At 69.9% G+C, this 23,877-nt stretch carries 19 protein-coding genes and 1 pseudogene; 15 read left to right on the top strand and 5 right to left on the bottom strand.

Annotated elements, in window-relative coordinates; translation table 11 throughout:
* Positions 1–15: 15 nt before the first annotated feature.
* From CG747_RS34665 to CG747_RS34650, 4 genes are all read left to right on the top strand, one after another.
* Complete coding sequence (locus CG747_RS34665) at positions 16–915, top strand: SDR family NAD(P)-dependent oxidoreductase (protein ID WP_100605853.1); 900 nt, start codon at positions 16–18, stop codon at positions 913–915.
* A gap of 417 nt (positions 916–1,332) precedes the next feature.
* Positions 1,333–2,046: a hypothetical protein gene (locus tag CG747_RS34660; RefSeq protein WP_100605852.1), complete on the top strand. Its 714-nt coding sequence runs from the start codon at positions 1,333–1,335 to the stop codon at positions 2,044–2,046.
* Between the two features lie 724 nt (positions 2,047–2,770).
* Positions 2,771–3,655 carry an LPXTG cell wall anchor domain-containing protein gene (locus tag CG747_RS34655; RefSeq protein WP_257980939.1) on the top strand — a complete coding sequence of 295 codons (885 nt, stop codon included), beginning with the start codon at positions 2,771–2,773 and terminating at the stop codon, positions 3,653–3,655.
* A 110-nt stretch (positions 3,656–3,765) separates the two neighbouring features.
* Complete coding sequence (locus CG747_RS34650; protein WP_100605850.1) at positions 3,766–4,368, top strand: hypothetical protein; 603 nt, start codon at positions 3,766–3,768, stop codon at positions 4,366–4,368.
* A gap of 188 nt (positions 4,369–4,556) precedes the next feature.
* Here CG747_RS34650 and manA read toward each other — a convergent pair whose 3' ends face one another.
* On the bottom strand, positions 4,557–5,786 hold the full coding sequence (manA, locus tag CG747_RS34645; RefSeq protein WP_100605849.1) for a mannose-6-phosphate isomerase, class I: 1,230 nt from the start codon (positions 5,784–5,786) through the stop codon (positions 4,557–4,559).
* Between the two features lie 184 nt (positions 5,787–5,970).
* Between manA and CG747_RS34640 the strand changes: the two genes are divergently transcribed.
* The 4 genes from CG747_RS34640 (at position 5,971) to CG747_RS34625 (ending at position 11,396) form a co-directional block, all read left to right on the top strand.
* Positions 5,971–7,695, top strand: coding sequence for a class I mannose-6-phosphate isomerase (locus CG747_RS34640; RefSeq protein ID WP_180985822.1), 1,725 nt, complete (start codon positions 5,971–5,973; stop codon positions 7,693–7,695).
* Positions 7,696–7,817: 122 nt separating this feature from the next.
* Positions 7,818–9,221 (top strand): sugar porter family MFS transporter, encoded by a 1,404-nt coding sequence (locus CG747_RS34635; protein ID WP_100605848.1) that lies wholly within the window; start codon positions 7,818–7,820, stop codon positions 9,219–9,221.
* A gap of 138 nt (positions 9,222–9,359) precedes the next feature.
* Positions 9,360–10,292 (top strand): ROK family protein, encoded by a 933-nt coding sequence (locus tag CG747_RS34630; protein ID WP_100605847.1) that lies wholly within the window; start codon positions 9,360–9,362, stop codon positions 10,290–10,292.
* 126 nt (positions 10,293–10,418) lie between these two features.
* On the top strand, positions 10,419–11,396 hold the full coding sequence (locus CG747_RS34625) for a LacI family DNA-binding transcriptional regulator (protein ID WP_219621569.1): 978 nt from the start codon (positions 10,419–10,421) through the stop codon (positions 11,394–11,396).
* Positions 11,397–11,997: 601 nt separating this feature from the next.
* On the opposite strand, the pseudogene CG747_RS34620 reads toward CG747_RS34625, so the two are convergent.
* Positions 11,998–12,333, bottom strand: a pseudogene (locus CG747_RS34620) (ATP-binding cassette domain-containing protein); the annotation flags it as partial.
* Here CG747_RS34620 and CG747_RS49985 point away from each other — a divergent pair.
* Entirely contained in the window at positions 12,298–12,636 is a 339-nt protein-coding gene (locus CG747_RS49985) for a sensor histidine kinase KdpD (protein ID WP_100605845.1), read from the top strand. The pseudogene CG747_RS34620 and the gene CG747_RS49985 overlap by 36 nt on opposite strands.
* A 120-nt stretch (positions 12,637–12,756) precedes the next feature.
* On the opposite strand, the gene CG747_RS34610 is transcribed toward CG747_RS49985, so the two are convergent.
* Positions 12,757–13,632 carry an alpha/beta fold hydrolase gene (locus tag CG747_RS34610; RefSeq protein ID WP_100605939.1) on the bottom strand — a complete coding sequence of 292 codons (876 nt, stop codon included), beginning with the start codon at positions 13,630–13,632 and terminating at the stop codon, positions 12,757–12,759.
* A gap of 257 nt (positions 13,633–13,889) precedes the next feature.
* Here CG747_RS34610 and CG747_RS34605 point away from each other — a divergent pair, with 257 nt between their 5' ends.
* Genes CG747_RS34605 through CG747_RS34595 form a run of 3 tightly spaced genes read left to right on the top strand, consistent with a single transcriptional unit; the run spans position 13,890 to position 18,921 of the window.
* Entirely contained in the window at positions 13,890–14,627 is a 738-nt protein-coding gene (locus tag CG747_RS34605) for a WXG100 family type VII secretion target (protein ID WP_100605844.1), read from the top strand.
* On the top strand, positions 14,624–18,463 hold the full coding sequence (locus CG747_RS34600; RefSeq protein ID WP_100605843.1) for an RHS repeat-associated core domain-containing protein: 3,840 nt from the start codon (positions 14,624–14,626) through the stop codon (positions 18,461–18,463). The genes CG747_RS34605 and CG747_RS34600 overlap by 4 nt, the downstream gene beginning before the upstream one ends.
* Complete coding sequence (locus tag CG747_RS34595) at positions 18,460–18,921, top strand: SUKH-3 domain-containing protein (RefSeq protein WP_180985821.1); 462 nt, start codon at positions 18,460–18,462, stop codon at positions 18,919–18,921. Before CG747_RS34600 ends, CG747_RS34595 begins: the two co-directional genes overlap by 4 nt.
* A 13-nt stretch (positions 18,922–18,934) precedes the next feature.
* Here the strand turns inward: CG747_RS34595 and CG747_RS34590 are convergent, their stop codons facing one another.
* Entirely contained in the window at positions 18,935–19,690 is a 756-nt protein-coding gene (locus tag CG747_RS34590) for a transposase family protein (RefSeq protein WP_100605841.1), read from the bottom strand.
* Positions 19,691–20,344: 654 nt separating this feature from the next.
* On the opposite strand from CG747_RS34590, the gene CG747_RS34585 reads away from it, so the two are divergent.
* Together CG747_RS34585 and CG747_RS34580 are read left to right on the top strand one after the other, a co-directional pair.
* Complete coding sequence (locus CG747_RS34585; RefSeq protein WP_100605938.1) at positions 20,345–22,051, top strand: sensor histidine kinase; 1,707 nt, start codon at positions 20,345–20,347, stop codon at positions 22,049–22,051.
* Positions 22,052–22,144: 93 nt separating this feature from the next.
* Entirely contained in the window at positions 22,145–22,795 is a 651-nt protein-coding gene (locus CG747_RS34580) for a response regulator transcription factor (protein ID WP_100605840.1), read from the top strand.
* Between the two features lie 89 nt (positions 22,796–22,884).
* Here CG747_RS34580 and CG747_RS34575 read toward each other — a convergent pair whose 3' ends face one another.
* Positions 22,885–23,271, bottom strand: a complete 387-nt coding sequence (locus tag CG747_RS34575) for a hypothetical protein (RefSeq protein ID WP_146022199.1) — start codon at positions 23,269–23,271, stop codon at positions 22,885–22,887.
* Between the two features lie 283 nt (positions 23,272–23,554).
* On the opposite strand from CG747_RS34575, the gene CG747_RS34570 reads away from it, so the two are divergent.
* Positions 23,555–23,877, top strand: a 323-nt coding sequence (locus CG747_RS34570) for a helix-turn-helix domain-containing protein (RefSeq protein ID WP_257980936.1), incomplete at its 3' end; no start/stop codon positions are given.

The raw sequence follows: 23,877 nt of genomic DNA, 5'->3' as shown, positions 1-23,877 counted from the left end.
ACGGAAGAAGGTCACGTGTTCCACCAGAAGGCCAAGCCTCTGAGCCCCGCCGGACGCACCATCGTCATCACCGGAGCCTCCACCGGACTCGGCAGACACTGCGCGCTCCAACTGGAACGGCGCGGCTTCCAGGTCTTCGCCGGCGTCCGCAAGACCGAAGACGGTGAGAAGCTGCGCGCCGACGCGTCCTCCGCGCGGCTGCGGCCCCTCCTCCTCGACGTGACCGACGAGGAGAGCATCCGCACCGCTGCCGCCGAAGTCGCCGCGTCCGTGGCCGAACACGGCGTGTGGGGCCTGGTCAACAACGCCGGTACCTGCGTCTCCGCCCCGCTGGAGTGCGTGCAGCCCGCATCGCTGCGGCAGCAGCTGGACACCAATGTCGTCGGCGCCGTCGCCGTCGCCCAGGCATTCCTGCCGCAACTGCGCCGGAGCCGCGGTCGCATCGTCAACATCTCCTCGGGGGTGGGCAGCGTCGCGATGCCCTACCTCGGCGCCTATGCGACCGGGCAGTTCGCGAAGGAAGGAATGAGCGACGCGCTCCGGCGCGAACTGCGGCCCTTCGGGATCTCGGTCTCCGTCGTGAAGCCGGGCGCGATCGCGACCCCGATATGGCACAAGGTGCGGGAGGCCGGCGAGAAGATCTTGAACGAGACTCCCCACAACATCGCCGAACTCTACCGACTGCCTTTCGAGGAGTTCCTGCGGATGAACGAACAACGAGCGCAGTCCAGCGGCACCCAGCCGGAGGACTTCGCTCGCACCGTCTTCCGCGCACTGACCTCCGCCCAGCCCCGGACCCGCTACTGCGTCGGCAATGACGCCCGGACCGCCGCCCTGCTCTCACGGTTGCTGCCCGACGCCGCCCTGGACCGCGGATTCCACCAGCTCACCAAGGGAACCAGCAGGAATCCGTGACGCGCATGAGCCGCGCATAGCCTGCCCACCCGGCCAGCGGGGCCGCACGTAAGGACAACGCCCCGCGCGCCAGGTGCGATCGACGGAGGGCTCCCGCCGATGAGTTCGGCGGGAGCCCTCTCGAGCCCCGGGTCGGCGGCCTGTGGCCTCCCGTCCGGCAACAACGGCCCGATCGAACCCACTGGGCGTCAGCCGACGACACACCCGCACCAATGAGCAGATGCCCTGAAAGAAACTCCCTAATGGGGATCACGACTTCGGCGTCGAACAAGTCTCCTCTAACGGTGGCCTGAGCGGGCGTCAGTGACGCGTTAGCAGGCCGGTAGCGGTGTGGGGGAGGATGAAGGCGCCCGATGAACGGGGCAGCGGGCCTGTGGCCTGGCCCTTGTGTGTCCCTGAACGAAACGAGGAACAACCGTGAAGCGCACCTACACCGCCCGACTCCGACGCGTGGCGCTCACCGCGGCCGCCGGTGCGGCACTCGCGGTGACCGTCACCGCCTGCGGCCCGGCCGACGGCAGCGGTTCCGGCACCTCCGCAGCCTCCGGCAAGGCCACCAACGCCGCGTCGAACGACACCGGCAAGGACACCTCCGGCAGCGACCAGGGCACCTCCTCCGACAGCGGCAAGGCCACCTCCGGCAGCGACAACGGCAAGGCGGGGAAGGGAGGCTCCTCCTCGGGCACCGGATCGGCGCCGTCGGGCAGCAAGAAGGGCCACGGACAGACCTGCGGGGCCAACGACCTCACCTTCAGCGCGAGTTCCAGGTCCCAGGCAGGCGGCTACATCCTGCTCTCGGCCCACGCCAAGGCCGGCATCACCTGCACCATCCCCGGCGCCCTGCCCTCGATCTCCTTCGGCTCCAAGGGCATCGAAGCCCAGCCCGCCGAGCAGTCCGTCGGCCCGGCGATCGAACTCAGCGGTTCCAAGACCGTCTACGCCGGAATCAACCCCAAGACCACCAAGGACGACAACGGCATCGAGTTCAACTTCCTCATCGCGGCCATCGGCAACTCCGACCCCAACCCCGTAAGCGTCACCACCGGCGCCGTCAAGGTCGACAAGCCCATCGTCACCAACTGGCACACCAGCCCCGACGGCACCGTCCCCGGCGACGGCACGGACAACTGACACCACCCGGCACTCATGGGCGAAGGGCGGCATGCGGAACCGGGTAAGGCCACGCACGTCGGCCACCTCGAACGCCGGAGCAGGAGTTGCGAGTGTGGCCGCCGCTTCGTAGGAGGTGGCGGCCTTCTCGTATCGGATGGCGATGCCGCGTCGCGGTATCAGTGGGGCGAACAACTCCCGCTCATGGACGGTGTGTTCACGGCGCCGTAGCCCCCACCGCGATCCACCGCCCGCTGATCTTCGAAGACGGGCCCCAACGGAAATCCCGGGATACCTCCCACCCCCAGGCGCCACTTCAGTGACTTGAGCGTGCAACCTTTTTGCAGTGTGAGTGGTCATGTATGAGGCGAAGGAGTGCACATGTACGCATTTCTGCATGTGCACTCACGCACACCATGCGTCATGCATGGCCTGAACGTGACAGACGTCAACCTGTGCCGCCCTGGCGGTACTTGGGATCCGAGAGGTCTGCTGGATGAGGATTCGCCGCACCCTGACGGCCGCCGCAGTGGCTGCCGTGATAGCGCCTGCCGCCGTACTGGCCGCGCCCGCCGCCGCGTTCGCCACGGATCCGGTGTCCGAGGCCGGTCCCCGCACACCGGCTTCCCCCGACTCCTCCGATGCCGCAACACCCGCGGACCGGGCGGCGGATTCCGCAACGAGCGGAGGTGGAACGGGTAACCCGGACGCGCCGCGGCGTCCGGGCGAATCCGCTGCCGGTGGCTTGGCATCCCACGACCGCGACGGGGCCGCCCGTGCCGCCCAGGGCAAGCCGCTGAAAGCCGCGGGGACCGCCGGAGGGACCACTGCGGGGACCGCCGGTGCGGGTGGTGCCACCGAGGGAGGCAAGGACGCCGGTGATTCCGACGGTGCGGGTCGGTCCTGCGCGTTCGAGTCCGACCAGTTGCACGTGGCCGTCCAGGGGCTGCCGTCCCAGCTGACTGCGGGCGGGGCCTGGACCCCCTTCTCCATGAGTCTCACCAACACCACCGGCAAGCCCCTGGCGAAGGTCCAGCCCTTCCTGCGCGTGTCCTCCGCCGAGGACGTCGACCGGCCGTACTGGGAGCTGGAGACCGAGTACCGCGACGCCAAGACGGGGCGGTGGAAGACCTTCCACGATGCGGAGCCCGACGACCTGTTCGGCTCCTTCGCCGTCGGTCCGCGCAGCACCCTCACGCTCCAACTGCGCACCCGCGTGGTCAAGGACGCCAAGCCCGGCGCCGGGTACGCGCTCGCCGCCGGCGACTATCGCAACTCCGACGGTTCCTGCGGTTCGGCCAAGGAAGCCTGGTACGACTTCACCATCCTCCCCGCGGGCGCGAAGCCGACGCAGCCCCCGACCGCCAAGCCCACCGAGCCGGGCAAGCCGGGTGCCACGGCCGAGCCCAGCCGTAGTGCCGCGCCCGGAGCCGGTACGGGTGGTTCCGCTTCCACCGGTGGCCTCGGCCCGATGGGCGGCGCCCACCTCGCCGCGACCGGCTCCTCGTCCGCGCTCCCGGCGATCGCACTCGCCGGCGGAGCCGCGATGGTGGTCGGCGCGGGCGCGGTCATCGGCGTGCGCCGCCGGAAGGGCGCGGCCGGTCCGGGCGCCACGGACATCACCGCGTAGGCCCAACCATTCCTCCAAGAACCTGACAACCCAAGGATCCGCGGCCTTATTGCTCAAAGACATCGGAAACAAAGGCTCCAAGGGTCCGAAGAACCTGGAAAGAGATCTTCATGAAGCTGCGCCGCGTCCTGTCGGCCTCGGCCGCGACGGCCGCCCTGCTCCCCGTGGCGGTGGCCGCCGCGCCCGCCTCCCAGGCAGCGCCTGCCGCGGAAATCCCGACGTGCTACGACGTCGACACCGCCTACGGGGAGTACCACAACAACACCTTCGTGGGCCGCTCGTTCGGCATACCCAAGTCGATCACTCTCGGCACGCAGTGGACGACCTACACCGCCACCCTCACCAACGCCTCGGCGAAGGAGCTGAAGTCGTTCGAACTCAGCGCCAAGCTGGGCAGTTACATCTACAACGAGGGCGAGCGCGACCTGAGCCCGTACGGCGATCTGCAGTACTGGGACACCTCGCAGAATGCCTGGAAGACGCTGCGCCAGGCCGAAGGAAACGCCGGCGGCACCATCCCCGGCCCGAAGACGCTCAAGCCCCGCGAGTCCGTCCACGTGCAGCTGCGGTTCAGGGTGGGTGAAGACCTGCCCATGAACCAGACGTACGACGCGTTCACCTACCTCACCGGCACCTTCGTCGACCGCTACCGCGACACGGACTGCACCGCCCACGGCGATGCCGGCGGCACCTTCTCCCCCCGCAAGGGCTGAACATCTGCGGAGAGCGCTGCCGCCGTCGCGGCCCGACGGCGGCAGCCCCCTACGGCCCATGGCGTTCCGGCAGGTCACGCCGCCGCCCCAGCCGGCGGACGATCCCGGTATCGCCAGGCGACCTGGATCGGACGGTCATGGCACGTCGAGTCCCAGGAGGCCCGGTCGTCGCCGTTCCACGCGACGGCTCAGACGGAGACCGTCGCCCGGAAGAGCACGCCCGATCCGCGGACCTCCACCCCCGCGCCGACGCTCCCGATGCCGACCGCGTCTGCCGGGACGAATACCGACTGCCCCTGCTTCAGGGTTAGTTGACGGCCCGTCGCAACGGCGTGCAGTTCGATCCGGCCTTCCGTGCACAACAGGATCTGCGGGGCGACGGGACCGGCGATCCGCGCTCGGTCGGCGACGGCGTACCGCGACAGCCGGAACTCGGCGGTCGGTGTCTCGTACGCCTCCTCTCCGTCGACCGGCTCCGGGCGCAGCACCTCCGGCACGCTCGGCTCGAAGCGGACGATGCGGAGCAGTTCCGGTACGTCGACATGCTTGGGGGTCAGCCCGCAGCGCAGCACGTTGTCGGAGTTGGCCATGATCTCGACGCCCACCCCCGCGAGGTAGGCGTGCGGCACGCCGGCGCCCAGGTACAGCGCCTCGCCGGGCCGCAGCTGTACGAAGTTGAGCAGCATCGCGGCGATCACCCCCGGGTCGCCGGGGTGGTGGCGGGCGATGGACGCATAGGCGGCGTAGTCGTCCCGGTACGGACCGCGGTACGGACCGTCGGCGGCGCCGAGGCGTTCCGCGGCCGCGGCGGCCTGTTTCACGGTCGCCGCCGTCGTCTCTCGCGAGGCGGTCAGGATGCCGGTGAAGACCTCTCGCAGCGTGTCCGGCGCGTGTCCGGCGCGCAGGGTGTCGACGTACGGCCCGAGCGAGTCGACCGCGAGACCGGCCAGCAGCGCGGCGGCCTCGGGCATCGGCCGGAAGCCGCACAGACCGTCGAAGGGGGTCAGGGCGCAGAGCAGTTCGGGCTTGTGGCCGGCGTCCTTGTAGGTGCGGTGCGGCGCGTCGATCGGGACGGCCCGCTCCTCCTCGTCGGCGAAGCCCGCCCGGGCCTGGGGGAGGTCCGGATGCACCTGAAGGGAAAGCGGTGCCTCGGCGGCGAGGATCTTGAGCAGGAACGGCAGCCGGGGGCCGAAGGCCCGCACCGCCTCCGGCCCGAGCTCGCCCTCCGGGTCGGCCTCGATCAGGTGGTGGAGTGCCACGAGCCCGTCACCCCGGTCGATGTGGGACGGCGCTCCCGGGTGCGCGCCCATCCACAGTTCGGCCTGCGGCTCGCCCGTGGGCTCGACGCCGAGCAGCTTCGGGATGGCGGTGGCGGAGCCCCAGGCGTAGGGGCGTGCGGTGTTCGTGAGGCGGTCCATGCGGCGTCTTCCTGACTCTGCGGACGAGTGGTACGGACGAGCGGCGGCTTTCCGGTGCGGGCCGCGGGGGCGGGTGTGCGGTCTGCCGCGGTACGCCCGGGGTCGCACGGTCATGGCCCTTGAACGGGAGGCCATCCGGTTGTTATCGTTAACATACACAACGCAGACGATTCAGGAGCACGATGTGACCCGTTCCTACGAACGCAACCCCCGATACGCCGCCGTCGAGGGGGCGGTGGTCAGCGGCTGGGCCGCCGCCGCGCAGACGCTTCCCGCGGGGCCCGCGGTTCTCGCCGTAGACGGCCCGGCCGCCCTGGACTGGATCGCCGCCACCGCTTCCCTCGCCGCCGCTCTCGCCGACCGCGACGTACCGGCCCGGCTGCTGGATCTCCGTGAGGACGAGGCCGACTGGGACACCGTCCTCGACCGCACCGGCGACAGCGCCGGCGCTGACGCGGACCCGTACTACCTGCCGCTCGCGCAGAACTCCCTCGGCGACCTCTACCGCGCGCTACCGCAGGTGGAGCGCCCCGCGGAGGGCCTGCTCGTCGTGTTCGGCCCGGGCGCGGCGCTCGTCCGGCACGACGTGCTGTGGTACGCGGACCTGCCGAAGCGGTACGCGGAGTCGGCCATCGCCGCGGGGGAGCTGCCGGTCGGTGTGAACCTCGGCCGCCACCGCGAGCCCGGTGACCTGCGGCGCCTTTTCTACGCGGACTGGCCGATGACCGACGCGCACCGCGACGCCATCGCCCTCCGCATCGACCGCTGGCTCGACCTGCAGCACCCCGCGTCCCCGGCATCCGTCGACGGTGCGACGATGCGCGCGACGCTCGCGGCACTCGCCGACGGCCCGGTGCGCTCCCGCCCGTACTTCAACTCCACGCCCTGGGGCGGCCAGTGGGCGGCGCGCGAGCTGGGTTTCGAACCGCAGAAGGGCAACACCGCCCTCGGCTACGAGCTGATCGCGCCCGAGGCGGGCGTACTGGTCGGTGACGGCCCGGAGGCGGAGGTGGAGCTGCCGTTCCAGCTGCTGTGCGTGCTGCACCCGGTGGAGTTCCTGGGCGCGGCCGTGCACGAGGAGTTCGGCACGTCCTTCCCGATTCGCTACGACTACCTCGACACGGTCGAGGGCGGCAACCTCTCCCTGCATCTGCACCCCCGCGCCGAGTACATGCGCACCCGCTTCGGCTGGCCGTACACCCAGCACGAGACCTACTACGTCACGGCCACATCCGGTGACGACCCGCGGGTCCACCTCGGTCTGCAGCAGGACGCCGACATCGATCTGATGCGCAAGCAGATCGTGGCGGCCATCGAGCACGGTGAAGAGGCGGATGTCGAGCGCTTCGTGCAGAGCCACCCCTCGGAGGAGGGGCGGCTCTACATGATCCCGGCGGGCACCCCGCACGCCTCCGGAACGGGCAACCTCGTCCTTGAGATCAGCGCCACCCCGTACCTGTACTCGCTGCGCTTCTACGACTGGCTGCGCAAGGACGCGCAGGGCAACTCCCGCCCGCTGCCGTACGAGCACGGTTTCGCCAACCTCGACACCCGCCGCCAGGGCGAGGACGTGGTCCGTGACCTCATCCAGGAACCGCGGACGCTGCGCGAGGGTCCGGGCTGGCGCGAGGAGGTCATCGGCGCCCTACCGGAGATGTTCTACGAAGTCCGGCGCTTCGTCATCGACCCGGAGGCCGACGGCGCGCAGCCCGCCGAGGACGACACCGAGGGCACCTTCCACATCCTCAACATCTCCGCCGGCGACGGCGTGGTGATCGAGACAGCCGACGGCAGGACCCATGAGCTGGTCTTCGCCGAGACGCTGACCGTGCCCGCCGCGGTCGGCGCCTACCGGATCCGGCCGCTGGGCGAGCGGCCGGTGCACATGATCAAGTCCCTGGTCAGCTGAGACCGGGGCGAATCCGGCCGGAGACGAGGAAGGAGTCACACGCATCCGCGTGTGTTAACGATAACTCAACGTCACGTTCCAGGCGCCCCGCCGCCGACCAGAGAAAACACGAAGAGGCAGCCATGAGCCGCACCCCTGCCACCGCCTCACCATCGCCCGCCACCGGGACCGACCGCAGCCACGGCCGCTCCCTCGTCACCATCGCCGTCGTCAGTGCCCTCGGGGGCCTGCTCTTCGGCTACGACACCGGCATCATCTCCGGTGCCCTGCCCACCATCGCCGACGACTTCGGGCTGGCCGACGCCGGCAAGGAGCTCGTCACCAGTGCCATCCTCGTCGGCGCCATCCTCGGTGCCTGCCTCTCCAGCCGCATAGCCGAGCGCCTCGGGCGGCGCCAGGCCGTCATCTGGGCCGCCGCCATCTTCTCGACGGGAGCCGTCCTCGCGGCCATCGCCCCCGAGGTGTGGACACTGGGCATCGCCCGCCTGATCCTGGGGCTCGCCGTCGGGCTGGCCTCGCAGGCCGTGCCCTTGTACGTGGCCGAGCTCGCCCCGCCCACCCGGCGCGGCGGCCTCGTGGTGACCTTCCAGCTCGCCATCACTCTCGGCATCCTCGCCGCGTATCTCTCCGGCTATCTGCTGAGCGAGAGCTGGCGCTGGATGTTCGGCCTGGGCCTGCTGCCCGCCGTCGCCCTGCTGATCGGCATGTCCGCTCTGCCGGAGAGCCCGCGCTGGCTCTTCACCCACCGCGGTCCGGAGGCGGCCCGCGCGGTCCTCGCCCGCGTACGCCCCGACAGCTCGGCCGTGGAGGCGGAGCTCGGCCGGCTTGCCGAGACCGCGGCCGAGGCGGGTGAACGGGGCCTGCGTGCCCTGCGCGCCCGCTGGATGCGCCCGGCCCTGATCGCGGGCATCGGCCTCGCCGTCGCCTCCCAGGTCACCGGCATCAACGCGATCATCTACTACGCCCCGACGATCCTCGGAGACTCCGGCTTCGGGCGCTCGGCCGCGATGCTGACGACGGTCGGCGTCGGCGTGGTCAACTTCCTCATGGTCGCCCTCGGCATCTGGCTCGTGGACCGGATCGGCCGGCGCCGGCTGCTGCTGGTGCTGCTGCCCGGCGCCGTGGTCTGCCTCGCCGCGCTCGCCGCCGTCTTCATGAACGGCCAGACCCCGCAGGGCGGTTCCCGCTGGATCGTGGTCCTGGGCGTCCTCGGCTACATCGCCTTCAACGGCGGCAGCCTCTCGGTCGTGGTCTGGCTGGCGGGACCGGAGATGTTCCCGCTGAAGGTCCGGGCGGTCGCAGTGGGCGTGTCCACCTTCGCCGTGTGGTTCGTCGACCTCATCGTCAGTCTCACCACCCTCTCCCTCACCAGCTCGCTCGGCGTCTCCGGCACCTTCTGGCTGTACGCCGCGATCAACGCGCTCGCCTTCCTCTTCGTATTCCGCTGCGTGCCCGAAACTCGGGGCCGCAGCCTGGAGGACATCGAGGGCGCCCTGCGCACCGGCACGTTTCGCGCGATGTGCTGAGCGGCACGGCCACGGATCCTGTACATACGAGGAAAACCCACTATGAACCGCACTCTCCAGCCCGCCGGGCCCGTCCGGAGCGGCTCGCCGCTCCGCCACCGCCCGCCTTGCCGCGGCCGCACGCCAGGGGGTGATCGCATGCTGAACACGCCCGTCCCCGTTCTGGAGGTCGGCGGCACCCACGTGACCGCGGCGCTGGTGGACCAGGCCGCTCGGGAGCTCATGGGCGAGGCGGTGCGCGAGCCGCTGCCCGCGCAGGGCTCGGCCGGGGAGATCCTCGGCGGCATCGCCGCGGCCGCCGCGCGGATCGAAGCCCCTCCGGGAGCATGCTGGGGTGTGGCGATGCCGGGCCCCTTCGACTACGAGGCGGGCATCGGGCTCTTCAAGGGGGTCGGCAAGTTCGAGTCGCTGTACGGCGTGGATGTGGGCGCCGAGCTGAAGCGGCGGCTGCACCCGGCGCCGGCCACGCTGCGCTTCCTCAACGACGCGGACGCCTTCGGCATCGGCGAGGCCGTCGCCGGGGCGGCCGTCGGCCATGCACGCTCCGTGTGCATCACTCTCGGCAGCGGCGTCGGCTCCGCCTTCCTCGACCAGGGACAACCCGTCAACGACGGGCCGCTGGTGCCGCCGGACGGCAGCGTGCATCTGCTGTCGTACGGCGGGCGGCCGCTTGAGGAGACCGTGTCGCGGCGCGGCATCCGTGCCGCGTACGCGCGTGCGGCGCTGGACGATCCGGACGTCGTCCCCGATGTCCGGGCCATCGCCGAGCTGGCCCGTGCCGGGGACCGGCACGCGTGGGCAGTGCTGGACCACGCCTTCCGGGCGCTGGGGGCGGTACTGGCGCCGTGGCTCGCGCGGTTCGAGGCCACGGCGCTGGTCGTCGGCGGCTCGATCGCCGCGTCCTGGGATCTGATCGAGGGCCCGCTGCGGGCGGGAGTGGACGCCGTTCCGCACACCGGACTCGGCGGAAAGATGGTGTTCCGTACCGCGGAGCACCCCTGCGACGCGCCACTGCTGGGTGCCGCGTGGTGGGCGGCGCGGCCGCAGCCCGCCACGGCCGGCGGCCGTTGACAGCCGCATAGAATGAAGGCCGCGGGCGCGCTGGGGAAGGTACCCGCGGCCGTCGGCTTCGAAGAGAGAGCGAGCGCAGTGCCCCCGTCCGGCAGTCCCGGATCGCCCGGATCCGCCATCCCCACGATGCGGGATGTCGCCGCTCGTGCGGGAGTCAGCGCCATGACCGTGTCGCGGGTCCTGAAGGACGAGCACGTCAGCGCGGCGACGCGGGAGCGGGTGCTCGCCGCCGTACGAGAACTGGGGTACCGCCGCAACGAGGTGGCCCGTAATCTGCGCCTCGGCCGTCCCAGCGGCATGATCGGCCTGGTCGTCACCAATCTCGCCAACCCCTTCTACTCCCGGCTCGCACTCGGCGCCGAGCAGGTTGCCGAGCAGCACGGGCTTCGGCTGGTGCTGGGCAACACCGGGGAACAGGTCCAGCGCGAACGTGAATTGGTGGAGGACCTGGTCTCCCGCCGGGTGGACGGCATGATCGTGGTTCCGGCCGGGGCCACCCACCGCCATCTCAGCAGCGCCGCGCTCGGCGGCACACCCGTGGTCCTCGCGTCCCGGCCGCCCTCCGGGATCGATGCCGACACGGTTCTCGTGGACGACTTCGGCGGTGCTCAGGCGGCCACCGCTCAGCTGCTGGCCGAAGGCCACCGGAGCGTGGGCTTCTTGGGCAATCCACCCGCCCTCTTCACCGGCGCCGAGCGCTTCCGCGGCTACTGGGCCGCGCACGAGGAGGCCGGGCTGACGCCACGTGAGGAGTGGGTGCGCCGCGGGCCGTACGACATCCCCACCGCGGAGGCGGCGGCCTTGGAGCTGCTGGACCGCGAGGACGCGCCGACGGCACTGTTCTGTACCAACAACCGCATCACGCTGGGTGCTTACCGCGCGGTGCTGCGCCTGGACACCGACACCGCGCTCGCGGGCTTCGACGACTTCGAGATGGCCGACATGCTGAAGGTGCCGGTCACCGTCGTCTCGTACGACGCGGACGAGGTCGGACGCCGCGCGGCCCGGCTCCTGCTGGACCGGATCGAGCAGGCTCCGGACAAGCCGCCGGGCCCGGCACGTCGCACGGTGGTGCCGACATCGGTGGTCCGTTACGGCGTGTAGTGCTGCCGGAAGGCCACCGGCCCACGGCAGCAGTGTATGTCGACTGCCGGGATCGCGGCCGATCGGTCAGGCCGAGCGCAGGGCGTCGGTCGGGGAGGCCCTGGCCGCGCGCAGTGCCGGGTAGATCCCGGCGAGGGCGGCCACCAGTACGGACACCAGTGGTCCGGCCACGACCGTGTAGAGCGGGATGGAGGCGGGCCACGTGCCGTGAGCAGGTCGGAGGGACGGCTGACGGCGACCATGCTCGGGCTGGCCGGGTCGGCGGTGGCCGCGGCGACGGCCTGGACGTCGGGGACACGTTCGGGGTGGGACCTGAGGTAGATCGTGGCAGCGGTACCGTCCGCGCCCAGGTGGGCCTTGGCCTGGGGCCGGCCGACCAAGGCGGTGGTGCCGAGCTCGGGGGCGCGAGGTCGTTCGGAGCCAGGACTCCGGCGACGGCGTACGACTGCCCTCCCAGCCAGACGCGTTCGCCCGGCGCGGTCACGCCGAGGCGTTGTGCGGCCTGGTCGCCGAGCACGGTCACGGGGAGGCCCTGGCGGTCCGATCATGCCGAGACGCAGCAGGTCCGTCGGACGCAGTCGGGTCCGGCGCAGGGTGGACGTCACAGGGCGCCTCCTGCGGGCTGCGGGCCTTGTTCGTCGAAGTCGATCCGGCCGTCATGGATGCCGATGCGTCGCGGGAAAGAGGCAGTGAGTTCGCGGTCGTGGGTGGTGACGACGACCGTGGTGCCGTTGCCGTTCAGGGTGCGCAGCAGGTCGACGACGGCCGCGCCGGAGACGCTGTCCAGGGCGCCGGTGGGTTCGTCCGCGAGCAGTAGCGCGGGGTGGCCGACAAGGGCGCGGGCGATGGCGACCCGCTGCTTCTCACCGCCGGAGAGCTGGTCGGGGTGGTGGTGGAGCCGATGCCCGAGTCCGACATCGCGCAGGGCTTCGGCGGCGGCAAGGAGTTCGCCGGCCTCGACGGTGAGATCGATACCGTGCAGGATGCGCAGCGGAAGCGAGCCCGGATCCCTGCCCTCTTCGAGCCGTTCCGGCGCGGACCGGAGCGCCGCGGCAACGGCTCCGGACTGGGACTTGCCGTGGTCCGGGCGATCACCCTGACCCACCACGGCGAGGTCACCGCCACCCCCCGCCCTGGCGGTGGCCTCACCGTCCGCGTCGAACTGCCCCGGGGTGCCTGGAACGGGCCCACAGGGAGAGGAGGGTCTGGTACTGCGGGCTCTGCCAGGCAAGGAAGTTGACGGTGCGTTCGCCGCACACCTCCTTGCCTTCGTCGGCATCGCCGCACCCGCACGGCTCGACGGAGATCATTGTCCGGCACGCGCACGCCTTCCGCCGCGGCACGGCCATGAACCGAGCGTCTACCCGTGGGTGATGGCCTTCGCAAGGAGCGACGTGAGGATCGACTCGGCATGTGTCCACAGCAGGGCGCCGCCGGTCTCCGGCACGACATGGCGCTGTGCACCGGGCATACGGGCAGCGAGCAGTGTTCCGTTATCGGGCGAGTGGCCGGTGTCCCGTTCGCCGTACCAGATGTCGACCGGAACGGTGATCTCGTCGAGGGCGAATGGCCACCGCCCCATCGCCAGGACCGTGTCGCGGGCGTAACCAGCAGCACCTTGAGCAAATGCCTCGTTCAAGGCCCTGCGGTAACCAGCCGCGAAATCAGGATCCCGGTACACGGCAAGGTCGCACGTCGGGCTCCCGGCCATCACCATGTCCCACATCGCATCCGCAGTGAAGCCCGCGAAAAACTCCTCGGCGCCGGCCGGATCGCACGCGGTCCGCTCGACGAGACCACGCAGGTCCGCATCCAGAACAGAAGCGAACTCCGGCGCGGCGACCTCATCCGCACCCGAGACGACAGCCAGTGCCGAGGCGACCCCCTCCGCGGCACAGGCGAGGGCGAACGGCGCACCTTGCGAGTTCCCGACCACAAACGGGCGCCCCAGCCCCCGCAGCGCACAGAGTTGACGCAGATCCCCGGCGAAGTCGGAAAAGGTCCGCCCGAGGGCGGGCGTCGAGACACCAAGCCCCGGACGATCCACAGAGACAAGACGCACTCCCCGCGCGTCGACGACGCCTGCGCCGAACCCGAGCCACCGGCTCGTAGCCGCACCCGGACACAACAGAACCGGCACCCCGTCCAACGGCCCCCACTCGGCCCAGCCGAGCAACCGCCCATCAGACAGCGCACTCTCGCCGAGCCGGGCAGGAACATCGACGTATCCAGTCATGATCGACATCATGGTCATGGACAAGGTGTCCCGCACCGGACTTTCGCCATGTCCCCGGACAGCACGTTGCCTGACGCGGCACCAGAAACCCACCGGTTCACGCGACATCGTGAGTCCGCGAAGAGTTCCAGGTGGCACGGAAGACCATTCCCGTAGATGTATTCATGTCCGCCTCTAGGGTTCATTTTTGCGCCTCCGTTGCGGATTCTTGAATGACGCCTGATGTGCTGTCACAGCAATGATCAGGGGGGAGCAGCATGGCGATCGAGCTGCCGGACGAGGTGGTGACGTTCCTTCAGTTCATCGGGGTGAACTGGCCGAGCGTCAACGAGGACAAGGTCCGTGAATTCGCCTCCCACGTACGGGACTTCGCGCAGAAGCTGGACGAGACGCACAAGGACTCGACGTCGACGGTCCATCAGCTGGCCGAGGTGTATCAGGGGGCGTCGTACGAGGCGTTGCTGGCGAAGTGGGGGCAGCTGTCGGACGGGCATATGACGGAGCTGGTCAATGCCTGTCACACGGTGGCCACCGCGTTGGATGTCGCGGCGGACACGATCGTGGCGATGAAGGTGGAGGCGATCGGCGAACTCATCGTGCTGGCCATCACGTTCGTGGCGGATCAGGCTGCCGCGGTGGCCACGTTGGGGATCGCGGAGGCGGCCGAGGCGCTGGTGATCGCGGCCGGCAAGAAGCTGATCAAGTTCCTTGAGGACCAGTTGGAGCAGTACATCATCGGCCAGGTCATCGAGGCGGCCATCAATCCGCTGGTGGAGGTGGTCGGCAAGGCGGTGAGCGGCATGGTCTTCCAGGCCGCCGAATCCGCACTGGGCGTCTCCGGCGGCGGCGGGGGCGGAGGAGGCGCGGGGGAGAGCTTCTCCATCCACCCGGAGGAGATGCACAAACGCGCCGAGCTGCTGCGCGGCCATGCGCGGACGGTGGCGTCGCACGCCGCCGACTTCGAGTCGAAGGCTGCGGGAGTGAGCTTCGAATGAGCAACCGGATCGTCAAGGCACTGGAGGACGGTGCCGAGAAGGTCGGCAAGACCATTGCCAAGGATGCGAGCAAGGCCGTCCAGGACCTGTACCACGGGGCGGGCGACCGGCTGAAGAAGGTCGCCACCAACCACGCCGAGAACGACGCCAAGCATGCCGGGGAGCTCGACAAGCTCCTCAAGGGCAACAAGGGGGACATGCCGCGCGCCCCGCACACCACGGGTGGCGGCGGGCGTCGCGGGGGCGGTACGCGGGCCGGCGGCCGCGGCCGTGGCCGCGATCAGGTGGACAACCCACGCGAGGCCGGCCGGCCGCAGGAGTCCGTCTGCCCCGGTGGTGAGCCCGTTGACATGGCGACCGGGCGGATGTTCATCGACCAGACCGATGTGTCGCTGCCCGGTGCGCTGCCGCCGCTGTTCAGGCGGTCGTTTGAGTCCGGTTACCAGGCCGGGCAATGGATGGGTCCGCGCTGGGTCTGCACCTTCGACGAGCGACTCGAATTCGACGACGAGGGCATCGTCTACCTCAGCGCGGAGCGGACCGCGCAGGCATACCCGCACCCGGCGCCCGACGAGCCCGCCCAGGCAACGGCCGGCGCTCGTCTGGACCTGGAGGGCGACAGCCTGACGGGCGACTACACCCTGACCGACATCACCACGGGCCTGGTCCGGGAATTCACCCGCCAACCCGATGGCGAGACGGCCCTCCTGACCGGAATACGTGACCGGACAGGCCACCGCGTCGAGTTCGACTACGCCGCCGACGGCGCACCGCTGAGCATGACGCACTCCGGTGGCTACCGCATCCTGGTCAGCGTGGAGGCCGGCCGCATCAGCGCGCTGCATCTGGCCGGAGCGGACGAGGACGGCCGCGATCTGCTGCTCACCCGGTACGGCTACACCGACGGGCACCTGACCGCCGTCCACAACTCCTCCGGGCGCCCGCTGCTCTTCGCCAACGACGCCCAGGGCCGGATCCTTTCCTGGACGGACCGGACCGGCACCCGCTACCTCTACACCTACGACGAGTCCGACCGGGTCGTGGAGGAAGGGTGCGCCGACGGCACGCTCAGGTTCCGCTTCGAGTACGGCGACCAGGATCCGGACACCGGCCTCAAGGTCCACTCCGAGACCAACGCGCTCGGCCACACCACCCGGTACCAGGTCAACGAACACGCCCAGATCGTCGCTCAGACCGACCCGCTCGGGAACACCACCTCTTTCGAACGGGACGAGTACGACAACCTGCTCTCCCAGACCGACCCCCTCGGCCGTACCACCAGGTTCGCCTACGACGACACCGGCAGCCTCATCTCCGTCACGCGCCCGGACGGCGAGCAGGCCACGGCCGCCTACTTCGGTGACGCGAGCCTGCCCACGCTGATCACCCGTCCCGGCGGCCTGACCTGGCAGCAGACCTACGACGAGGCGGGCCGCCGCACCTCGCTCACCGACCCCACCGGGGCCACCACCCGCTACGGCTACGACGAGTCCGGGCATCTGGCCTTTGTGACCGACGCCCTCGGCCACTCCACGCGTCTCCGGTGCAACGCGGCCGGCCTGCCCATCGAGGTCACCGATCGGGCCGGAGCCACCAGCAGGTACGAGCGCGACGCCTTCGGCCGGGTTGTCGCCATCACCGACCAACTGGGCGAGATCACCCGGCTGACCTGGAGTACCGAAGGCAAGCTGACGTCGTACGCGGCGCCCGACGGAACCGTCGAGACCTGGGCGTACGACGCCGAGGGCAATCTGCTCACCCACATCGACCGCCTCGGGCAGACCAGCACCTTCGAGTACGGCCCCTTCGCGACCCTCGCTGCCCGCACCGACCCGGACGGTACCCGTCTCACCTTCGGCCACGACGCTCATCTGCAGCTCGTGGAGGTCACCAACGCCCTTGGCCAGACCTGGAACTACACCTACGACCCCGCCGGCCAGCTCATATCGGAGAGCGACTTCAACGGCCGGACCGTCGGCTACCAACTGGACGCCTCCGGCCAGGTCGTCTCGCGAACCAACCCGCTGGGACAGCGGATCCAGTACTCCTATGACGTACTCGGTCAGCTCGTGGCGAAGACCTCGGACGGGGCGATCACGAGCTACGCCTACGACAGCGCCGGGCACCTGATTCGGGCCGCCGGCCCGGACGCGGACCTGCTCCGCACGGTCGACGTCCTGGGCAACCTGATCAGCGAGACCGTCAACGGCCTCACCCTCACCCACACCCTCGATGCCCTCGGCCGGAGCACCGGACGCACCACCCCCGGCGGTCACACCAGCGCCTGGACCTACGACCGGGCCGGTCGCCGCACCTCCCTCACCACCCCCGGCGGCAGGCTGGACTTCGCCTACGACGCGGCCGGGCGCGAGAACGAGCGAAGCCTCGGCGGACGTCTCACCCTGGCCAGTGCCTGGGACGCCGAGCACCGCCTCACCGGCCAGATCCTCAGAACCGAGCAGTCGGTGCTGCAACGCCGCGACTACACCTACCGGGCCGACGGCGCCCTCACCGGCGTGGAGGACCAGCTCGGCGGGGCCCGTACCTTCGATCTCGACGCCGCCGGACGCGTCACCGCCGTCCATGCCGCCACCTGGACCGAGAACTACGCCTACGACCCGGCCGGCAACCTCACCGCCGCGGACTGGCCCGCCACCCATGCCACCCAGGGCGCGGTCGGCACCCGCACGTACAGCGGCACCCAGCTCAGCACCGCCGGCCGCGTGCGCTACGAGTACGACACCGCAGGCCGCATCACCCTGCGCCAGGTCACCCGCCTCTCGAAGAAGCCCGCAAGCTGGCACTACGCCTGGGACGCCGAAGACCGGCTCACCCACGTCACCACGCCCGACGGAACACGCTGGCGCTACCTCTACGACCCCTTCGGCCGCCGGATCGCCAAGCACCGCCTGGCCGCGGACGGCGTCACCGTCGAAGAGCGGACCGACTTCACCTGGGACGGTTCAAAGCTCGCCGAGCAGACCACACACGCCCCGTACCTTCCCGGGCCCTACACCATGAGCTGGGACCACCGAGGGCTCCATCCGCTCGCCCAGACCGAGACCATCACGGCCCCCGCGACGGCCGACACCCCGCAGGACCAGATCGACCGCCGCTTCTTCGCGATCGTCACCGACCTCGTCGGCACCCCGACCGAACTCGTCGACACGGCCACCGACACCATCGCCTGGCGGGCCACGACGACCCTCTGGGGTGACACCACCTGGGCCACCGGCAACACCACCCAGACACCGCTGCGCTTCCCCGGCCAGTACTTCGATCCCGAGACGGGCCTCCACTACAACCTCAACCGCTACTACGACCCCCAAACCGCCCGGTACGCCAGCCCCGACCCGCTCGGCCTCAGTCCCGCGCCCAACCCCGACGCCTACGTCCACAACCCGCACACCTGGTGCGACCCCCTCGGCCTCATGGCCCAGAACCAGGTGAACCCGCTCAAAAAAGAGCTGATGGACCTGGCGAAACAGCGGAAGCAAAAGGTCATGGACGACCTCGGCGAGGACGAGAAGCCCCCGGGCGCCTACTCTGCGGGCAAGGACCGGACCACCGGTAAGGTCTACTACGGGGAGAGCGGCCCGGGCACCGGGCACGAGAAGGCCGTGAACGACGCGCTGCCCCAGGAATCGCACCACAAAGATGGGCGCCCGGCGAATGTCTGCGCCGAACCACGGATGTTCACCAACGCGATCAAGGACGGCGCGGACCCGAAGAACATCGACCTGGTCACCATCAACACAAAGGGAAAGAAATTCGGGATGTGCGACAACTGCAAGACATGGGTGCCCGGATTCGGAGGAGAGGTCCTGACAGGATGAACAACACCCCTGACCGTCCGGCGGTGCGGCGGCTGCACGACCTCGTCGCAGGGGAGGCGCGACTTGAGGCCGGTCCGCTGGACATCGAGGACGCCTGCCGTCGATACGCCGAAGAGGGGTACGAAGTCACGCCTCGCCTCCGGGAGTTCCTCACCGACTACGGTGAGCTCACCGTGACGTGGACGTGGCGGCAGCGCGAAGTCGAGCTCACGACCGCGGTGGAGAGGACCCTGGAAGCCACCCACGCCCTCCCGCGGAACGTCCGCATCGACGCGAAGCGCATCGGCCAGTCCCTCGTGCTGATCGGTACGGCCTGGGATACCGAAGACGTTGTCCTGCTGGCCGAGAACGACGACATCTTCATCTCCGGCGACGCCGGTATTCAGCGGATCGCCAACGGCTTCGAGAACGCCATCCGCGCCATCGGAACGGACAGCTGGGACAAAACCTTCTTCTGAGCGTTTTCCAACCTCAGGCTGATGCGTGGTGAAGGACCAGGACGGCTTTGACGACGTCGGTGATGCGGTTCGTGCTGCAGCGAAGCTTCCGAAGGAGACGCCAGTCCTTGAGGGTGGCCATGGCCTGCTCACCGACGCAGCGGTTCTTGGCGTGGGTGGTGTTGTGGTGGCGCTTCCATCGCTTGAGACGGCGGCCTCGGAACGGAACCCGGACGGGCGCGCCGGCGCCTTGGTACGCCTTGTCGGCCCAGCATTTGAGTCCTGCGTCGGCAAGGGCTTCGGTGATCCCGTGCCGCCTGGCGGCGGTGAGGTCGTGGGTCGAGCCGGGCAGTGCGGGCGAGGCCCACAGCAGACGGCCGAACGGATCGGTGAGGACCTGGACGTTCACTCTGTGGCGTTTGTGTTTTCCCGAGTAGTACGGGGTGTCGGCGGCGATGCGGTCGATCGGCAGCAGGGTGCCGTCGAGGATGACGAACGCCTTCGCCCGGATCGTCCTCATCGCCTCGGCCAGGGACGGGGCGAGGGCGGACAGGACCTCGACGGTTTCCCGTATGTAGCGGAAGACGGTTGCGATTGCGATGCCGAACCCGGCGGCGAGCTGGGCATAGGTGTCACCGCACCGCAGATGAGCCAGGGCGAGCAGGGCCTGGCGTGCAGCGGAGAGACGTCGCCACCGCGTCCCGATCTCCTGCCTCCTCACGGCCGGTTGCCCCGTCAGGAACCGCAGAGTGCGGCTGGACAGATCGATCGAGGATGGATAGGCAAGCACACGAAGCTCCTGGCGGGCACGGGTGATCTTGGTCGAGAACCCGTCTACCAGGAGCTTCACCCTTGCGCAGGACTGTCCAACTCGCGGTCAGCAACGCCAGCTTGGAAACGGCTCAGTGTGTCATGGCCCCACTTCCAGGAGAAATACTCGGAGCCTCGGCGGGGTGTCGGCGTGCCGAGCGCCGCTCTGCGCTTCAAGTCCATTCCGGTGCAGGCACACTAGTAGCGCGGGGCCAGCTTCACACCTCCAATCCAGGCCAACAGTCCAGGGCGATCCGGACACTCTCCAGCCAGCGCTATTCGCGATCTTTCAGGACGGTCCGTCGGCTTGCTGACGGGCCCTCTGCGGTGAGCGTCGGTCGGGGTTTTCGGCAGGGCCCCGGCAAAGTCGTTCGGTGCGGCCGAGGACGATCCACGGGCGTGTGCGGTCACGGGGGCGGCAGCGGTGCCGGTCGGCTGCGCCCGGTCAACTTTCGTCGTGGGCCGTCGCGACCAATGGCGGGTGCGCTGTCCGGCCGTGGCTGCCTAACGTGGCCGCGTGACTCGTGTGGAACGTACAGGCCCTGTGGTATCGGCTCGCCGTGCGCTGGCGGCATGGTTGCGCACGGCGCCCCAGCGGGTGACCGCTCCGGGCAGGGCGCTGTTCGCCCCCGGGATGTGGACTCCTGGGCGCGTCGCGGGCGAATCGCTGCTGAGCCTGGTGCTCGGGCTGCTGGCAGCGGCCGTCGAGTTCCTGGGCACCGGCGGCACTGTACGGATCGTCGCGATGGCCCTGGCCGCTGCGGTGCTGTCACCACTGCGCCGGGTCCTGCCCGCGACGGTGCTTCTGGTCGCCGCCATCGGCTCGGCCGAGTTCGGCGGCCTGGGCCCGCTGCTTCTGGTCGCCGCATGGTCGGCCGGGCGGCGGATCGGCGGGGTCGGCCGGGCGGCCGCCACCTTTGCCGCCGCGTATGTCCTCACCCTCGTCCTGTGGCTCCTGCAGACCACGTCCTCCGCGCTGCTCATGTTTGCCTTCGCCGCCCCGTTCCTGCTGGTCGTGCTCGTCGTACCCGGCCTGATCAGTCGCTACTGGTCGCAGCGCCGAACGCTGGCGGACATCCTCCGGGAGTACAACGCCCAGCTGCTGCGCGAACGCGCGATGATCGCCGGACAGGCCAGGATGCGGGAGCGTCAGCGCATCGCCCACGACATGCACGACAGCCTCGGGCATCAGCTCACGCTCATCTCGGTGCACGCCGGCGCACTGGAGGTGGATCGAGAGCTGACCGGACGGCAGCGGGAGGCCGTAGGTGTGCTGCGCGAGGCGTCGGTGGCCGCGATGCACGAGCTGCGCGAGGTGGTGGGACTGCTCCGGGACGGCACCGAGAACCACCGGCGGGACAGTGGCTCCCAAGCCCTGCAGGCCATGGGGGAGGAGGACGCCCTGGCGCCGTCGCGCGGGGTGGCCGGCATCGAGGGCCTGGTGGCGGCGTCCCGGAGCGCGGGTACGGCCGTGGAGCTGCGGCGCTCCGGTGAGCCGTGCCCGCTCGCCCCGACGGCCGATCATGCGGCGTACCGCATCGTGCAGGAGGGCCTGACCAACGCCCACAAGCACGCCCCGGGTGCCTCGATCGCCATCGAGCTGCGCTACGAGCCGGATGCCCTGGTGGTGGAGGTTGTCAACGCCGCTGCCCCGGGGACCGCGGACGGTGAACGAAGCGTGGTGAGCGGCGGCCAGGGCTTGACCGGGCTCGGGGAGCGGACCCGACTCGTCGGAGGCATGGTGCACACCGGCCGGACGGCGGACGGCGGCTTCCGACTGGCCGGTGTGCTGCCCTACGCCCCGCCGGAGGGCGGTGCCCCGAGCCGCGGTGCCGGGGGAGCGACGACCACGTTCGTCGATCCGACCCACGACTTTCGGCGGCAGAATCCGGCGGACTCTCCGGGCGAGGGTGACCTGGTCATCGACGGGAGCGGTCTGCCGAAGGAGCTGGTCAGGGCGATGAGCAGGAACAAGAAGCGAAGCGGCATAGCGATCGGTTGCGGGGTCGCGGCAGTGGTCCTGGTGCTGATGATGGTCGCGGGGGTCATCGCCGTGCTCTTCCTGGCAGGGGAGTCGGGCAAGGCCATGATCGATCCGAAGCGGTACGACGCGGTGAAGGTGGGCCAGCCCGAGGCGGAGGTCCGTGCGAAGTTGCCGCACGGTGACTCGTTCCTGGCCGACGGTCTGGATGTGGGCGCGCCGCCTCAGCCGAAGGGGGCGAGCTGCCTCGCCCTGCGGTCCGTCGAGACCGGCAGTGCCTGGTACCGGGACCCGGTTTTCCGGTTCTGCTTCAAGGATGGCAGGCTGATCGAGAAGAGGGCTTTCGAGGTCAGTAACTGACGGAGACCGGCTTCGTGGTGACCGGGGGCTCATGCGGGTGGGCTTGTTCGGGGATGATGTCCACATGACCGCTCGGGACAGCGCAGGAGAGACGTGATCAGGGTTCTCATCACCGATGACGAGCCGCTCATCCGGGCCGGCATCAGGATGATTCTCACCTCGGCCGACGACATCGACGTGATCGCAGAGGCGGCCAACGGCCGCGAGGCGATCGAGTCGGCCCGCGCCCAGCGGGTCGATGTGGCACTGCTCGACATCCAGATGCCGGTCATGGACGGGCTGACAGCCCTGACCGAACTACGCCGGACCGTCCCCGACACCCGCGTACTGATCCTCACCACCTTCGGCGCGCAGCAGAACGTGCTGCACGCCCTGACCGAGGGCAGCGCGGGCTTTCTGCTCAAGGACTCGGCACCCGCGGAACTCATCCGCGCGGTGCGCGCCGCGGCCGCCGGTCAGGCGTACCTGTCGCCGGGCGCCACCCGCCACGTCGTGGACTCGCTGGCGTCCGGCCGTTCCGTGCTCCGCGCCGAGCAGCGCCGCCGACTGGAGACACTGACCGAACGCGAGTTGGCGGTGCTGGCCCTCCTGGGCGAGGGCCGCTCCAACGCGGACGCCGGGCAGCGACTCCACATGAGCGAGGCAACGGTCAAAACCTACGTGAGCCGGATCCTGGCCAAACTGGACTGCACGAACCGGGTACAGGCGGCACTCCTGGCACGGGACGCGGGCCTGACTAGCTGACCTCGCCGACCCGCCCAGCACCCAGCCGCCGGGCGCGCCTGCACCGGGGCCACCGGCCCTGGAGCCCGGCCGGGTTCACGTACTGCCCTTCACCCTGCCTTGGGCGGAGATGGCACGTAGGCGTTGAGGTGTCTGCCGGGCGTCAGCGCCCGGCGGAGCGGAAGCGCCGTGATCAGGACGAAGATGCCGAAGAGCGTGATCGGCAACAGCCCTACGGGACGGAGAAACGCGGTGGGATCAGTCATGACCGCGTTCCAGGCGACGCGCCAGTTGCCGACCAGGTCCGCGAGCATGACCACGGCGCCGAGCAGCGGCGCACCAGGGCGGGCGCGGATGATCAACAGTGCGACCAGCGGATCGATCAGCAGGAGCGCGTGGAAGACCAGTTGGACGGGCATCGGCGCGTAGCTGTAGGCGTCCAGGCCGCCCTGCGCGAGAAAGTATCCGTGTGCTCCCGCTCCTTCCAGAAATCCCACCACGTACACCACGGCGGTGCACCGGACCCATACCGGACGATCCCCCCATCGCATAGCGGTCACCCTAGCTCGTCCTCGAACGGCATCCTCGAACGAGGCTCCGTGCGGCACGACTTGGCTGAGGGAGAGCCGGCCTTGCGCCGTTACTGACTTCAGCTCGTTGGGGTGAATCCTTGCGAAGTCGCTGATGGGCGTGGGTGGGTGGCTGTATTCGTGGTGTGTGAGATATGCGGATGGGGGCGGGCTGACTCCTGCGGGGCGTCAGCGCCGGGAGACGGTACGGATGCAGGCGGCTGAACTGTTCGAGCAGATGGTCAAGCCATCGGAAGTTGCACGTCGGCTTCGGGTGAGCGTGAAGTCGGCTTATCAGTGGCATCAGTTGTGGCGGGACGGTGGTGTGCAGGCTCTGGCCTCCCGCGGTCCGAGCGGGAGCCGGTGCCGGCTGTCCCCGCGGTGTCTGGAGAAGCTGGCCACGTATCTGGAGGAGGGGCCGGCCGCTCACGGTTGGGTGGAAGACCAGGTGTGGACCGCATCGAGGGTGGCCACGTTGATCGGCAGGAAGTTCCACGTCTCCTACAGCGTCTCGGGTGCCACCCGGTTGATGCA

This window comes from Streptomyces sp. CB02959 (assembly GCF_002803155.1).
In the GTDB taxonomy this organism is placed as follows: Bacteria; Actinomycetota; Actinomycetes; order Streptomycetales; family Streptomycetaceae; genus Streptomyces.
This window is presented reverse-complemented; position numbering and strand designations above follow the sequence as displayed.